This is a genomic window from Pedobacter suwonensis (assembly GCF_044762335.1).
In the GTDB taxonomy this organism is placed as follows: domain Bacteria; phylum Bacteroidota; class Bacteroidia; order Sphingobacteriales; family Sphingobacteriaceae; genus Pedobacter.
In genome coordinates this window covers 133422-147885 of record NZ_JBIWEB010000011.1, presented here as the reverse complement: position 1 = coordinate 147885, position 14464 = coordinate 133422, and the positions used below count along the sequence as shown (strand labels likewise).

The 14464-nt window shown below is 38.6% G+C and carries 12 protein-coding genes; 2 read left to right on the top strand and 10 right to left on the bottom strand.

The window, feature by feature from the left end; genetic code table 11:
• Positions 1 to 257: 257 nt before the first annotated feature.
• Both ACIQXP_RS17300 and pyrR read right to left on the bottom strand, forming a co-directional pair.
• Positions 258 to 1187, bottom strand: coding sequence for an aspartate carbamoyltransferase catalytic subunit (locus ACIQXP_RS17300; protein WP_293741388.1), 930 nt, complete (start codon positions 1185 to 1187; stop codon positions 258 to 260).
• A gap of 93 nt (positions 1188 to 1280) precedes the next feature.
• Complete coding sequence (pyrR, locus tag ACIQXP_RS17295) at positions 1281 to 1835, bottom strand: bifunctional pyr operon transcriptional regulator/uracil phosphoribosyltransferase PyrR (RefSeq protein ID WP_090985290.1); 555 nt, start codon at positions 1833 to 1835, stop codon at positions 1281 to 1283.
• A gap of 268 nt (positions 1836 to 2103) precedes the next feature.
• Between pyrR and ACIQXP_RS17290 the strand changes: the two genes are divergently transcribed.
• On the top strand, positions 2104 to 2505 hold the full coding sequence (locus ACIQXP_RS17290; protein ID WP_293741390.1) for a thiol-disulfide oxidoreductase DCC family protein: 402 nt from the start codon (positions 2104 to 2106) through the stop codon (positions 2503 to 2505).
• On the opposite strand, the gene ACIQXP_RS17285 is transcribed toward ACIQXP_RS17290, so the two are convergent.
• The 3 genes from ACIQXP_RS17285 to ACIQXP_RS17275 form a co-directional block, all read right to left on the bottom strand.
• Positions 2502 to 2708: a hypothetical protein gene (locus tag ACIQXP_RS17285; protein WP_293741391.1), complete on the bottom strand. Its 207-nt coding sequence runs from the start codon at positions 2706 to 2708 to the stop codon at positions 2502 to 2504. The two genes, ACIQXP_RS17290 and ACIQXP_RS17285, sit on opposite strands and share 4 nt — an antisense overlap.
• Before the next feature lie 140 nt (positions 2709 to 2848).
• Positions 2849 to 3223, bottom strand: coding sequence for a DUF779 domain-containing protein (locus ACIQXP_RS17280; RefSeq protein ID WP_293741392.1), 375 nt, complete (start codon positions 3221 to 3223; stop codon positions 2849 to 2851).
• Positions 3224 to 3465: 242 nt separating this feature from the next.
• Positions 3466 to 4971, bottom strand: a complete 1506-nt coding sequence (locus ACIQXP_RS17275; protein ID WP_387506255.1) for an aldehyde dehydrogenase family protein — start codon at positions 4969 to 4971, stop codon at positions 3466 to 3468.
• 330 nt (positions 4972 to 5301) lie between these two features.
• On the opposite strand from ACIQXP_RS17275, the gene ACIQXP_RS17270 reads away from it, so the two are divergent.
• Positions 5302 to 6228 carry an AraC family transcriptional regulator gene (locus ACIQXP_RS17270; protein ID WP_387506253.1) on the top strand — a complete coding sequence of 309 codons (927 nt, stop codon included), beginning with the start codon at positions 5302 to 5304 and terminating at the stop codon, positions 6226 to 6228.
• Here the strand turns inward: ACIQXP_RS17270 and ACIQXP_RS17265 are convergent.
• The 5 genes from ACIQXP_RS17265 to ACIQXP_RS17245 form a co-directional block, all read right to left on the bottom strand.
• Positions 6225 to 7889, bottom strand: coding sequence for a beta-N-acetylhexosaminidase (locus ACIQXP_RS17265; protein ID WP_387506251.1), 1665 nt, complete (start codon positions 7887 to 7889; stop codon positions 6225 to 6227). The genes ACIQXP_RS17270 and ACIQXP_RS17265 overlap by 4 nt on opposite strands.
• Before the next feature lie 317 nt (positions 7890 to 8206).
• Positions 8207 to 10141: a 30S ribosomal protein S1 gene (gene rpsA, locus ACIQXP_RS17260; RefSeq protein ID WP_134204825.1), complete on the bottom strand. Its 1935-nt coding sequence runs from the start codon at positions 10139 to 10141 to the stop codon at positions 8207 to 8209.
• A 658-nt stretch (positions 10142 to 10799) separates the two neighbouring features.
• Complete coding sequence (locus tag ACIQXP_RS17255) at positions 10800 to 11777, bottom strand: SH3 domain-containing protein (protein ID WP_387506249.1); 978 nt, start codon at positions 11775 to 11777, stop codon at positions 10800 to 10802.
• A gap of 188 nt (positions 11778 to 11965) precedes the next feature.
• A complete protein-coding gene (locus tag ACIQXP_RS17250) occupies positions 11966 to 13462 on the bottom strand; it encodes a TPM domain-containing protein (RefSeq protein WP_387506247.1) in 1497 nt (498 codons plus the stop codon).
• Between the two features lie 48 nt (positions 13463 to 13510).
• Positions 13511 to 14341, bottom strand: coding sequence for a 3-keto-disaccharide hydrolase (locus ACIQXP_RS17245; protein WP_293741398.1), 831 nt, complete (start codon positions 14339 to 14341; stop codon positions 13511 to 13513).
• Between the last annotated feature and the right edge of the window lie 123 nt (positions 14342 to 14464).

Below are 14464 nucleotides of genomic sequence, written 5' to 3'. Positions count from 1 at the left end.
TGGTATTAAAGGGCGATCGAATGTGGAAAAGTTAGGTTCAATGGTCATTAGTTCATTCGTCATTGATATCGCCGAATCAGGTAGAGGTTCATTGGTAAACTTATCATTGGCTTATTAGGCCACAACATCAATTATTTAGTGGCTTTTCCCAAAGATGTCTGTTGCTCCAGATAATCTATTTAGCAATTGAAAATCAGTTAATTGCAAAAAAAAATAGACTCCCGACTCCAAACTAACAACTCCAAACTCCAAACTAATTATCCCTGACTGGCTAGCAGATACAACACGGCCATTCGGACGGCCACTCCATTCTCCACCTGTTCCAAAATAATCGATTGTTTACTATCGGCCACATCGCTGGTGATTTCCACACCTCTGTTTATCGGACCAGGGTGCATTACGATGATTTCTTTATCAAGGTTATCTAAGATCTGTTTATTTAAGCCATACATCATGGCATACTCTCTTAAAGATGGAAAATATTTTATATCCTGACGCTCCAGCTGGATACGCAACATATTGGCCACATCACACCAGTTCAGTGCTTTAATCAGATTATGTTCAACTTTTACGCCAAGTTGATGGATATGTTTGGGGATTAAGGTTGTAGGACCACAAACCATCACCTCTGCACCTAAGCGCTGCAGGCAAAGAATGTTGGATATCGCAACACGAGAGTGAAGAATATCTCCAACAATCACCACTTTTTTACCAGCTACATCGCCCAGTTTCTGGCGGATGGAGAAAGCATCAAGTAAGGCCTGGGTAGGATGTTCGTGCGCCCCGTCTCCTGCATTAACAATCTGTGCTTTTACATGTTTACTTAAAAACTGACCTGCCCCGGCATAAGGATGACGCATCACTACCATATCAACCTTCATGGATAGGATATTATTTACCGTATCGATGAGGGTTTCTCCTTTACTTACCGATGATGAGGAGGCTGCAAAATTAATTACATCAGCCGAAAGTCTTTTTTCAGCAAGTTCGAAGGAAAGTTTGGTACGGGTAGAGTTTTCGAAAAAGATATTGGCAATCGTAATATCACGAAGTGAAGGAACCTTTTTGATTGGGCGGTTAATCACTTCCTTGAAATTATCTGCAGTTTCGAAAATCAATTCGATATCATTCCGGTTAATATCTTTAATGCCTAAAAGATGTCGGGTTGATAATTTTTCTGCTGCCATTTTTTATTTATTGTTTTTCTCTGTTTTATTATTTGGTTTTAATTGTCAGATAGCGCTTCCATGCCAAATATTCCCATTGTAAGGTATTTGGGCTCATTTTGGCAGGGGCGGTTCTGATATTAAAATCACTTTATCTTCACTTCCTTCGCTGGCCCAGGTTACTTTTACCTGTTGTGAGTTTAAGCTATCTACCTGATGGCCAATATAATCAGGTTCTATAGGTAAGTGCCTGCTAAACCTTCGGTCTATTAAAACCAAGAGCTCCACTTTTTCAGGGCGGCCATAAGCAAGCAGGGCGTCGAGCGCTGCCCTAATGGTTCTGCCTGTCCAAAGTACATCATCAATCAGGATTACTTTTTTGCCTTCAATAATGAAATCCATCGAGTTGCTGCTCGCGGTAACCAATCCGTCTTTCCGTCGGAAATCATCTCTGAAGAAAGTAATGTCAAGGTTTCCCTTTAAAATTTTCTTGTTTTTTAAGATCTGTTGAAGATCCTGATGAATGCGGTCAGCCAAAAAAATACCTCTTGGCTGGATTCCAATTAAAACGGTATTTGCGAAATCGTCGTGGTTTTCAATTAATTGATGGCAGAGCCTCTTAATTGTAATCTGAATTTTTTGTCCGTCAAGAAGTGTTTTCTTTTGCATTGAAGAAGGATTGGGCAAATATATAAAAATGTTTTAAGCTAAGAAAGTTGAACATTGATTGTTTTAACGATTCTGTGGCTAAATTGTTCGTTATCAAAAAGTAAAAGGAAAAAAATAATTTTATGTGGATGGAAATGGTAAATTACAAAAATGGTGAAGTTAGTCCGACAGGAGTAATTCGACTTAAGTTTTAAACTCTCTGCTTTTCGCTTAAATTTTGATCGGAGTTATGGCTGTTTTTGCATTTAAAACATTATTTTTATAGTCTATGATCCGGCAACCTGTAATCTTTTTTGATGGTGTTTGTAACTTGTGCAATTCATCTGTACAGTTTGTTATTGCGCATGATCAAAAGAACCAATTTAAATTTTCGGCGTTACAGAGTGATTATGCCAAAGAAATGCTGCCAAAATTTAATGCAGATCCGGAAAAGTTGAATACCATTCTATTGCTGGAGGATGAAAAGCTCTATACCAAATCATCAGCGGCACTGCGCGTGGCCCGCAAACTGAATGGATTAATTCCGTTGCTTTATACATTTATCATCGTTCCTAAGTTTATACGTGACTGGGTTTACGATATAATTGCAAAAAACCGTTACAAATGGTGGGGAAAGCAGGAGAGTTGTTGGGTGCCCACCCCCGAATTGAAAAGTAAGTTTATTGCTTAATTTGATTGATTGTTTTTCTTTCCGCGCGGTGACCACAGCCACAGCGATAACACAATCAGTGGGATACAGATGCTTAACGAAATGACAATCAGGATCGGTCGCTGTTTAACCATATCTGCTTCCTGAGAAAGGAAAACATATATTGCTTCTTTAATGGCAAATAGGGTAATGATGGTGGAAAGCACAGCAAATAGTTTACGCATAATTTTGTCTTGAATGCAAAGATTGCATAAATTTTCAGAAACAGGAAAGATGCTGGCCTAAATCAGCATGACTAAACAGTCAACAAAAAAAGTCAGCCGGATTACTCCAGGCTGACCTGTGTTTACCAGATACGCAAAACTTACTCGGCTGTTTTAACCGGAGTTAAATTCCCTAACTCTTCTTCAGAGAATAACCGGTAATGTATTTTGAAGGTTTTCTGCATTGGAGTTTCTAAAGAAAATCCACCTACGCCGAAACCATCGAGTACATCTAACGTAAAGTGCGAAAATTTCCAGTATTCAAAAAGATCTCTGTCTACCCAAAATTCGCAACCTTCTACTTCACCTAAACAAACATCGCGCATCCGCAGGTAATAGCCTCCTTTTTCGAAACATTGGGGCTGTGTACCTTCGCAACAACCACCAGCCTGGTAAAACATGAGTTCTCCATGCTTTTCTTTAAGTACTGCAATCAATTCTTTGGCTTTTTCTGTACTGTCTATTCGGGCTACCATGATGTTAATTTTAATAATGGATTTTCAGAAGCAAGAATTTTTTAAGGTTGACGGTTCATGGTCAGGTATTTGATAGCCGTGGTGCTTATCGCATGTCTTTAATTGCAAACCATTGTAATAAACGGATAGGCTGTTTACTATGAATCACCAGGCTATAGCCATATAAACCGGTAGGCTATGAACTAACAAACCATCAACTATGATCTTGTGCACAATTTAATAAACCACCAACTATGATCCAATTAAAAGAAACCCAATTTGTTTTTATCGTAAGAAATTAACATGTTTTTAGTCTGGCGATAATGACCCAACATCATTTTATGATTTTCCCTGCCTACACCTGATTGTTTGTAGCCGCCAAAAGGAGCGCCTGCAGGGTAAGCATGATATTGGTTCACCCAAACACGTCCGGCCTGAATGGCACGGGGCACCTGGTAAAGTTCATGGGCATCGCGTGTCCATACGCCTGCGCCTAAACCATATAAAGTATCGTTTGCAATCTCAATGGCTTCTTCAACGGTTTTAAAGGTCGTTACCGCCAACACCGGACCAAAAATCTCTTCCTGGAAAATACGCATTTTATTATGGCCTTTAAAAATCGTTGGTTTTATATAATAGCCGCCACCCAGTTCGCCAGTTAGTTCATTTACCCCTCCACCAGTTAATACTTCTGCACCTTCTTCTTTACCTAATTTAATGTACTGCGCAATTTTTTCATATTGGATTTTCGAAGCCTGTGCCCCCATCATTACCGTTCTATCCAGCGGATTACCAATTTTTATTGCTTCGGTTCTTTCGATTACTTTTGCAATAAATTTTTCGTAAATATCTTCCTGAATTAATAAACGCGAGGGACAGGTGCAAATTTCTCCCTGATTTAAGGCAAACATCACCGCACCTTCGACTGCCTTATCTAGAAAAGCATCATCTTCTGCCATTACCGAGCTAAAAAAGATATTTGGCGATTTTCCACCAAGTTCCAGAGTAACAGGGATGATATTTTCAGTAGCATATTGCATCACCAATCTTCCGGTAGGGGTAGAACCTGTAAATGCTGCTTTTGAAATTTTAGGATTAGTAACCAGTGCTCGGCCAAGTTCTGATCCGAAGCCGTTTACCACGTTAACCACACCCGGAGGCAGTAGATCGCCGATTAATTCCATTAAAACCATAATCGAAACAGGTGTACTTTCTGCAGGTTTTAATACTACACAGTTACCTGCGGCCAGCGCAGGGGCCAGTTTCCAGATACCCATTAACAAAGGGAAGTTCCAGGGAATAATTTGTGCCACTACGCCAATCGGCTCATGTACGATTAAGGAAACTGTATTTTGATCAAGTTCTGACAATGAACCCTCTTCTGCGCGGATCACACCTGCAAAATACCTGAAATGGTCTATGCCAAGCGGTAAATCAGCCGCTAAAGTTTCCCTAACGGCTTTTCCATTGTCGACGGTTTCGACAGTGGCCAGGTATTCGAGGTTATCCTCCATCCTTTGTGCAATCTTATTTAAGATAATGCTTCTTTCGGTAGAAGAGGTTTTGCTCCAGGTTTTAAAAGCCTCATGCGCAGCATCAACGGCTAATTCTAAATCTTCTTTAGTAGAATGGGCTGCCTTGGTAAAAACCTGACCGTCAATCGGAGATATATTATCAAAATACGCACCTTTAACCGGTGCTACAAATTTTCCCCCTATATAGTTATCATAGTGGGATTTGAATGAAGGTTTCTCAATTAAATTTTCCATAATTATTATTGATAATTAATTTTAAAAACCATTCTGAGCGGGTTTGATATAGGATTCTTAATGGTATGGCTCATCATGATTTTTACGATTTTAAGATTTGGCTGATACAAACCTAATGGCAAAGCCTACTGAACAGATAGTACAATCGCATCAATTGATAGCATTATTGTTTCAGGTTTTGTAACCATTTTATAACCCGACCTGCTTTACGGGGCAGCCAGTAGAAATGATGCTATATTGCCGGATAACAGGTCTTTCGGATGACCGTTTGAAAAGTTGGAAATCATTATATTTGATTATAGTAATAGTCTAACCAAATTATTTCGGTTTATGCAATATACATTAGATCAGGTAAAACTCAGTACTACAGAAACCTTGCAGACACTGGTAGAGAACAGAACGTCTTATACCTTAGAGCGTTGTGAATTAAATGTTTTCGAAACTTATACCCAATCTTATAAGGTTCCCCTCACTTTTAACGATTTTGTCATTACGAGTATGCTGAGGGGTAAAAAAGTGATGCATTTATTTGATAAAGAGGGGTTTGATTATTTTCCGGGTCAGACCGTTATTGTTCCTCCATCGGTTACGATGGAGATTGATTTTCCGGAAGCCACTAATCAAAATCCTACGCAATGTATTGCCTTGGCTATAAATCAGGAGCAGATCCAAAAAACGATTGCTTATTTAAACGAGTTTTTCCCAAAGGAGGGAAGTAACGAAAAATGGTTGCTGAACTATGATGAATACCATTTTTACAACAATGAAGAAATTGCCTACCTCATTAATAAAGTCATCCGGATTTGCGCCGAACGTAGCAAGGAAAAAGATGTGCTGGCCGACTTAACCTTAAAAGAATTGCTGGTGCGCATCATGCAGACTCAAAATCTTAAAACCGTCAGCGATGAAGGTTATAACATCAATCAAAATCCATTGGCCTTTGTACTGAACTATATTAAAACTAACCTGAACGAGAAAATCAGCATCAATAGCCTGAGCGATAAGGCCTGTATGAGCAAGGCCACGTTTTACCGCTTGTTTAAACGCGAGCTGGGCATTAGTCCCAACGATTTTATCCTGTCAGAGAAAATTAACAAAGCCAAAATCTTGCTTACCCGGCCTGGTGCAAAAGTGGCTTCAATAAGCTATGAACTTGGTTTTAACGACGCCAATTATTTTATCAGGACATTTAAAAAGATTGTAGGCATCACACCGGGCACTTATCAGGTACAGGTGGCAAAACAAATCGTTCACTAATTTTCTAAATACCTTTTGGAATAGGTAATTCCCATTAAATCGTATCGTTTAAACTGCGTTTTTAACCTTTTCTGAAAATCCGGATAATTACGTTTGTCTTTTGGACTCCACAAAATTTCGCTCAGGGCATCTAACCTTGGGAAAAGCTGATATTGTACTTTAGCAGGGGTGGTGATGTATTCGGTCCATAAACAGCCCTGCGCACCCCAAATGTATTTTGCCTGTTCGGCATTTAATTCAGTAGGTATGGGTTCATAATTGTAAACATCAATCAGGGGCGAAAACTTATTTGCAGCCAGGCTATCTTCTTTTACGAACTGCCTGTGGTTAAAATACATGGTATTTTCTGGTGTCATGATGGCTTTATGGTTTTGCCTGGCCGCCTCAATGCCTCCTTTCTCTCCCTGCCAGCTCATCACCACCGCATTTGGTGCGAGGCCTCCCTGTAAAATCTCGTTCCAGCCAATAATGGTTTTACCTTTGCTGTTTACAAATTTTTCCATCCTGCGGATAAAATAACTTTGCAGTTCACTCTCGGTTTTTAAGCCATTGGCTTTCATCATCTGTTGAGAAACAGCTGATTGTTTCCACCATACTTTAGCAGCTTCATCGCCGCCAATGTGGATATAGGGAGAGGGGAATAAATCCATCACCTCTGTTAAAACATTTTCTAAAAACTTAAAGGTAGTGTCAGAAGCCTGCAGTACATTGTTGTATTTGTTCATCATGCCCCAGGTTTCGGCTACGGTGTACTTTTTGTTGGGTTCAGTTCCCAATTCCGGATAGGCTGCCAGTAAAGCCATGCTGTGCGCCGGCATCTCAATTTCTGGGATAATGGTGATGTAACGTTTAGCCGCATAATCTAACACTTCTTTAATCTGTTCTTGGGTATAAAAACCACCATGGCGTATGCCGTCAGTTTTAATTACAGCATCATTTGGTGTGATTTTAATTTCGTTGGGCATTACCTGATATCTAATATTTTTGTTGCCTTTTCCTGGCCATAAGCCAATAATACTACCGTTGCGCCAGGCACCAATTTCGGTTAGTTTAGGATATTTTTTGATTTCAATCCGCCAGCCATGATCATCGGTTAAATGCCAGTGGAAATAATTCATTTTATGCAGTGCTAAATAATCAATGTACTGTTTTACAAAGGCAACATCAAAAAAATGACGGCTTACATCGAGGTGCATGCCGCGGTAGTCGAAGCGGGGATGATCAACAATTACAACTGAAGGAACGGTGATCAGCTGATTTGCTACGGTTGGCAAGAGCTGTATAAACGATTGTACGGCATAAAATACCCCAAATTTTGATGTGCCAATAATGGTTGTATTTTGATCTGTAGTGATCAGGTTATATGCATCATTAAATTCGCTGATTCTTGTATTGGATATCAGTTTTATAAAGTTTCTGCCAGGGGTAACTTTAGTGATGGTCAGTTTTAGTTTATAGTATTTTTGAAGATAATCATTAAGAAAATCCGCTGATGGAATTAATGTAGAGTCTGCAACTACAATCTGTGTCTTTGAGTCGATTATAAAAGGCTTTTGTGTTTGTTTTTTATCAATATAGGCTGGCTGCGGTATAATATTAATCTCCTGAGCAGAAACTTTGAATGATATAAGGACCAGAAATAAAAAGATAATTTTTTTCATGCTGAAAAGGCTAGGTTAAGCTTTTCAAAAGTAGTGATAATAGCAGGGATGTACAGAATAAGTAGAGGAGAATGGATTATTTTGTTACATAATAAAAAAAGTCGTCATTGCGAGAAGGCTTTTTCAGCCGACGAAGCAATCTCTCTTGCAGGAATCGCCAATATGAAAGATTGCTTCGTCGTACCTCCTCGCAATGACGACTTAAGTATCAGATTCGTACATTCAATGGTCCTATAGATGCTGGGTATTATAGGTTGTAGGGCAAAAAAAATCCCGATAACTTTCGCTATCGGGATTAATATTTCAGTTAAAAAGAACTAGCCTTTTTTTGCTTTGCTTTCTTCGCCTTCTAATTGCGATTTCAATTGAGCCAATACGTCTAAGTCTCCTAAAGTAGATTTCTCTACAGAATCTTTAACTTTTTTAACCGCAGTTACAGCAGCTTTAGCTTCTTTTTTCTTAGCATTTCTTTCTTCTGCTACAGCTTCAGCTTTAACTTCTTCCCAGATACGGGCGTGCGATACTACGATACGTTTTGCTTCCTTGTTGAATTCAATGATTTTGAAGTCATTGGTTTCTTCAGCTTTAACTGAAGTACCGTCTTCTTTAACCATGTGTTTAGTTGGTACGAAACCTTCTACACCATAAGGTAAAGCAATAACAGCACCTTTATCAGTTACTTTAACAACAGTACCCTGGTGAACCGAATCTAAAGTGAAGATCGTTTCGAAAGTATCCCAAGGGTTTTCTTCTAATTGTTTGTGACCTAAGCTTAATTTACGGTTATCAACGTCTAATTCTAAAACAACAACGTCTAATACGTCACCAACTTTAGTGAATTCGTTAGGGTGGTTTACTTTTTTAGACCATGATAAGTCAGAGATGTGGATTAAACCATCAATACCTTCTTCGATTTCAACAAATACACCGAAGTTAGTCATGTTTTTAACAGTTGCTTTGTGCTTGCTTCCAACAGGGAATTTAGCAGCAACTTCTTGCCATGGATCGTTAGATAATTGTTTAATACCTAAGCTCATTTTGCGCTCGTCTCTGTCTAAAGTTAAAACTTCAGCTTCAATCTCATCACCAACTTTTAAGAACTCTTGTGGGTTTCTTAAGTTTTGTGACCAGCTCATTTCAGAAACGTGGATTAAACCTTCAACACCTGGGATGATTTCTAAGAAAGCACCGTAATCTGCAACAGTTACGATTTTTCCTTTTACTTTAGAACCAACCTGAATGTCAGTGCTTAAATTCTCCCATGGGTGTGGAGTTAATTGTTTTAAGCCTAAAGCGATACGTTTTTTCTCATCATCGAAATCTAAAACAACTACGTTGATTTTTTCATCTAATGATAATACTTCTTTCGGATGCTCTATGCGGCCCCAAGAAATATCAGTAATGTGAAGTAAACCGTCAACGCCACCTAAATCGATGAACACACCGAAATCAGTAATGTTTTTAACAGTACCTTCCAATACCTGACCTTTTTCTAATTTAGAAACGATCTCTACTTTTTGGCTTTCTAAATCGTCTTCAATTAACACTTTATGAGAAACAACTACGTTTTTAAACTCATGGTTAATTTTAACAACTTTAAATTCCATTGTTTTACCCACATATACATCGTAATCGCGGATAGGTTTAATATCAATTTGAGATCCTGGTAAGAAAGCCTCAACGCCCATGATATCAACAATTAAACCACCTTTAGTACGGCTCTTAACGAAACCGTTGATGATTCTATCGTTCTCAAGCGCCTCATTGATAGCTTCCCATGATCTTTGGGTTTTTGCTCTTTTGCGGGAAAGGATCAATTGACCGTTAGCATCTTCTGGTGCTTCAACGAAAACGTCAACTGAATCGCCGATTTTTAGATCTGGTGTATCACGGAATTCTGAAGTAGAAACCAAACCGTCTGATTTGAAACCTACGTTTAATACTACATCTTTGTTGTTGATTGAAACAACAATACCGCTGATGATTTCACCTTTAGTGATCTGGTTGAATGTTCCGGCATACATATCTTCAAACTTTTTACGGTCTGCTTCATTGTAATTACCAAAAACTTTTTCATCTGCATCCCAGTCGAAATCTTCGCTTGGTGTTGCTAATGATGATTTGATCGATTCGATCGAAACTGAATCAGCTTCTGATTCAATTGTTTCTTTTTCAGTCAGGCGTCCGCCTTCTCCCTGAAGTTCAGCTGTTTTAGCCGCTAATTCTTTTTCTGCTACTTGTTTTTTAGCCATTAATTAATTGTCTCCTTTTTTCCCTATTTAGGGATTGCAAAGGTAAAAATATTTTAATTAATAGAAAAGATTTTTTTAATAAATCTTGCTGATTTTTAGCGTTTTATAATTCCCTTCCTTTGGAGGGGTGCCTGAAAGGTGGGGTGGTTATTTGAATTTGCCATATAGCCTTTTGGAATATGAAAGAATTATATAGTGATTTAAAGGTTAATTATTTGAAAATGAGCGTGCCGTATTTATCGGGGCAGCAGTCCCGCTATCGCTTATAGTCCTCGCTGCGCTCCGGGCTATTCCGCTTTATCGGGTTTATAAACAAGGGACTGTGTACAAATGACCTTCAAACGTTCTTAAGTAGCGACTTAATAATTTAAGGTGAAAATAAAAAAGCCATCCTGTGGGATAATTTATTTTATAAAATCAATGTGAGTGACAGGAGAATTTAAGGAGATAAATCTCACGTTATCGTCATTGCGAGAAGGCCTTTTCGGCCGACGAAGCAATCTTACAACGATCGCTACTAGTGTGCATTAAGATTGCTTCGTCGTTCCTCCTCGCAATGACGATTTTTCTATTGCAATCTGTCAATAGCTGCCTTTCGAAGGACGATCGCTTACCCTTCAAAAAAATTCTGAAACAAGTTCAGAATGACGATTTGCTGTTATCTTTTCGTAAAAGTCCCTCTTGTAAAACCTTCTCCAATTAATGTTCTTTCATCCCTGATTAAAAGCATAATGGTGTTCTGCTGATCATATAGTTTAATCATATCGCCATCAATTACATATTTTGAGGTAAACACAGAATCGGTATAGGCATCGGTAACGGTTACTGAATCTTTCGACTTAAAATTGAAAGTTTTATACTGTATATCTTCATTGGTGGCAAAGGTACCTGTTACCACTTTTGCCTGTATAAAAGTGATATAACAGAAATACCCGATTACCAAAATCACAATTACCGAAAAACCGATAAGAAACTTATTGCCACTGGAATATTTAACCGAAAAGTATAATATGGTAATCAGTATTAACGCAATCACAGCAAAAAAGATAATGTTCGTATAATCCTTTTTTTCCAGAGGTACAGATGCCGTGATGCCTGTTTTTTCAACTTTTGCCTTTACAGGCGAAATCCTGATCAAAAATTCTTTGCTCACCCATCCTTCGCCATTGGTTACTTTAATTTTATAAAAACTGGTGTTAGAAGAATCGATTACGGCAACATTTTCATTTTTAGGCAGGTAACCAACAATTCTACTTTTCGGATCAGCTTGTTGCCTAACCCTCAAATCGTCAACGGTTACACGGTACATATCGGTGTTTGTTGTTTGGGGAGCGGCATCAGTGTGCGCAGCAGTTATTTGTGGTGTTGTAGGTTTAGCAGCAGGGGCAATTTTTTCAACGAAATCTTTGCTCACCCAACCTTCGCGGTTTTTAAACTTTACTTTGTAAAATTTGGCATCACTGGCATCTAAAACCGTAATTTTTTCATTCTGAGCTATATTTCCAATAATCTTGCTTTTAGGATTGCTGCTTTCCCTAACACGCAATTGGTCGGCTTTTACACGATACAAATCTTGTGCGCTTAAACGATCAGCAAAAAAAGAAAGAGCAATGAGGAGGAAGAAAATTCTAGTCATAAGTATAAGTTTCTGCGAACAGTTTAGTAAGTAATCGCAAACACGCTATAAGCAAACACCGTGCTAAGTGTTTCAAAATTAGAAAATACTTTTAATAGCTAGGGATAAGTTTGAAAAAAGGAATTATCTTTCTTCACAAAGCTTCTTTTATGCAGTGTGATGTTTTCTTGGCAATCACATAAGCTAAATTACCAGCTTCCACCAGTGCCACCACCGCTGCTACTGCCACCGCCCCAGCTACTGCTAGAGGAAGATGATGAACTGCTGCCTGATGATGAGGAACCGGATGAAGAACTTGACTCAACCAGCATCGCTAAGGTAATCCATTTAATAAACTCTGTTTTTTTACAGAAGCTGCACTCGTTTATGATTTTGGCTTGTCCCTCATGGCTGTAAGTAGCCTTTTTAGTGGTTACCTGTTTGTTGAGCTGGTAGGTCCGGAAATAACAGTCAGGACATTCAGTATAACTATTATAAGCTTCCGCAGGCCATGGCTTGATAAGATGTTCCTGATGATCAACACTTTCCCAGATATCATAGTCATAGGCTTTTACTATTTCCTCCTGACGCTGGCCTTTTGTTAAAAAAGGTTTACCTTCAATATTAATATCCCGGTCCAAACGCACCATTTCCCGTCCCTTACTATCCAGTACAGCTTTAAACCGATTAATATTCTTTACCCTTTTAAATAAATACAGCAGGAAACTGATTAAAATAAAGGGAGAAAAGATGATCAGCCAAAAGTTTTTTTTATGGAAGCTACTTACCGAATTAAAAAAGTTTTTATCGTCATTATGGATACTTCGTAACGCTGAAATGTGGAAAAGGTACCTGCCGAAAAGTATAAGCGACAAAATTATATACAAAATAATTGGAATATCTCTTGACCTTATTTTTTCAATTAAGCTAAAGCCATCAGAAAAAATGAATATAAAAACAACTACAAAAGTGATCATCATAGCCACCGCACAGCCTTTTCCTATCTTTTCATATTGCTTCCCATCTGATTGGGATTGATCTTTTATTACATTTTTTGCCTGCCGGTTTACAATTTTAAATGCACCCCAAAAAAGCAGCAGGATGATCCCGGTAGGTATTAAGAAGTTTTCAAAATCACTATTGCTTTTTTTTGGGGTGAACAATTGATTAAGCTCCGATTTGTTTTCAGGATTTAAAATGATTGCTCCAATGGCATTAATAGTATTGGAAATTCCTGTGGCGAAATCATTTTCCCTAAAAGCTGGTAAAAGTTGCTTTTCGGCAATATGTTTGAGCTTCACATCAGGCAGAACACCTTCTGTACCTGTGCCGGTAATGAACCTGTACTTGTGGCGGGCTTTAGAGATGAACAATAATAAGCCATTGTTGCTGGTTTTTGAGCCTACTCCCCAGGTATCGAACAATTCGTAGGCAAAGTCGAAATCTTCCTGATCATGGTCAAAATCATTAACCACCACAACCGCCACCTGCACATTAGTTTCACGCTCAAAATCGGCAATGGTATTGTTGAGCTGTGCTACTGCTCCGGCACCCAAAATGTTATCGGGGTCACTAACGTAACCACCTCCATTTTTTTTCGGATCGGGAATATCTCTTACCTGATAGGCCGTTTGCGCAAAAACAAAATTGCCTAAAAAAAGTAAAATGAAGAGGGCGAGAGGTTTGATTAAATGTTTAGTGAGCATCGCATAAATTTATGGCCTCATCATTTAACAAACAGTTGGCGGTATGGTTTACTCTTTTAAAATTTTTGCCAATACTTGATCCAGTTTTGCCTTATCTTTCATATAAGCCTCCAAATCGTAAAGCTGTACTGTTTTGAATTCTATCGGGTGGCTTTCGCTCTGTAATGAAATATAACCTGATGTTAGGGCTTTACCATCTGTTTTAACTTTTGGGTCGAAATTTGAAACATTGCCACCGCCAATTTGAGGTTTGGTATATTCTAACACCACTTCACCTGCTATAATGTGCTTGATTACAGAATCGCCTAAAACTAAAAATTCTGCGGTCACCCATTGGTCGCCAGCATAAGTTTTCGATTTGGAATCCAAGCAGTGTGGCGTAAATAATTTACCCTTATAGTTAATCAGCGTTCCAGGTGTACATACATTGCTGGTGTGGCGTTCATGTTCACCATCTCCACCCAAAATCTGTCCTTCGATAGAGATCGGGAAATCCTGGTCTTTCAACATGGTTGCAGGGTCCTGGCAATGCAACATAGCGCCGCTGTTACGCGTAGCCCAACCTTCGCCACCTTTAGCCTGCTCGCCTACAAAACGATAGGTTACTTTTAAAAGATAGGCTGAAAAAGGCTTTTTATAGAAAATGTGTCCGTATTGCTGGTCAAACTCATTGTAGCCATCATAACTTACTTTCATTACACCATTCTCTACACGAAAAGTATTCGCATAATTTTCATTGTAGTCGTGTTTGGCAATTTTAATGTTCCAGTCTTTTAAATCTTTTCCGTTAAAGAGGTTAATCCAGCCTTTTTGGGCATTTGCATTTAAAATAAAGAAGGATAGAAATAATGCAATAAGGTAAACTGATTTTAATTTCATAGCAACATTTGGTTTTGGTGCTAAAAATATAAATTTTTTCCCGAAGTCAAAGTTTGATGGATAGCTTTGGGCAGGATTTAAGTAATCCGAATATCTGCGAAATAAAATCTATCCCGATAGATC

Bases quoted from the DNA above. Each gene is read 5' to 3' on its own strand.
- pyrR (WP_090985290.1), bottom strand. From the start codon at position 1,835: ATGCAAAAGAAAACACTTCTTGACGGACAAAAAATTCAGATTACAATT.
- ACIQXP_RS17270 (WP_387506253.1), top strand. From the start codon at position 5,302: ATGCAATATACATTAGATCAGGTAAAACTCAGTACTACAGAAACCTTG.
- ACIQXP_RS17300 (WP_293741388.1), bottom strand. From the start codon at position 1,187: ATGGCAGCAGAAAAATTATCAACCCGACATCTTTTAGGCATTAAAGAT.
- ACIQXP_RS17265 (WP_387506251.1), bottom strand. From the start codon at position 7,889: ATGAAAAAAATTATCTTTTTATTTCTGGTCCTTATATCATTCAAAGTT.
- ACIQXP_RS17285 (WP_293741391.1), bottom strand. From the start codon at position 2,708: ATGCGTAAACTATTTGCTGTGCTTTCCACCATCATTACCCTATTTGCC.
- ACIQXP_RS17290 (WP_293741390.1), top strand. From the start codon at position 2,104: ATGATCCGGCAACCTGTAATCTTTTTTGATGGTGTTTGTAACTTGTGC.
- ACIQXP_RS17275 (WP_387506255.1), bottom strand. From the start codon at position 4,971: ATGGAAAATTTAATTGAGAAACCTTCATTCAAATCCCACTATGATAAC.
- ACIQXP_RS17245 (WP_293741398.1), bottom strand. From the start codon at position 14,341: ATGAAATTAAAATCAGTTTACCTTATTGCATTATTTCTATCCTTCTTT.
- ACIQXP_RS17280 (WP_293741392.1), bottom strand. From the start codon at position 3,223: ATGGTAGCCCGAATAGACAGTACAGAAAAAGCCAAAGAATTGATTGCA.
- ACIQXP_RS17255 (WP_387506249.1), bottom strand. From the start codon at position 11,777: ATGACTAGAATTTTCTTCCTCCTCATTGCTCTTTCTTTTTTTGCTGAT.
- rpsA (WP_134204825.1), bottom strand. From the start codon at position 10,141: ATGGCTAAAAAACAAGTAGCAGAAAAAGAATTAGCGGCTAAAACAGCT.
- ACIQXP_RS17250 (WP_387506247.1), bottom strand. From the start codon at position 13,462: ATGCTCACTAAACATTTAATCAAACCTCTCGCCCTCTTCATTTTACTT.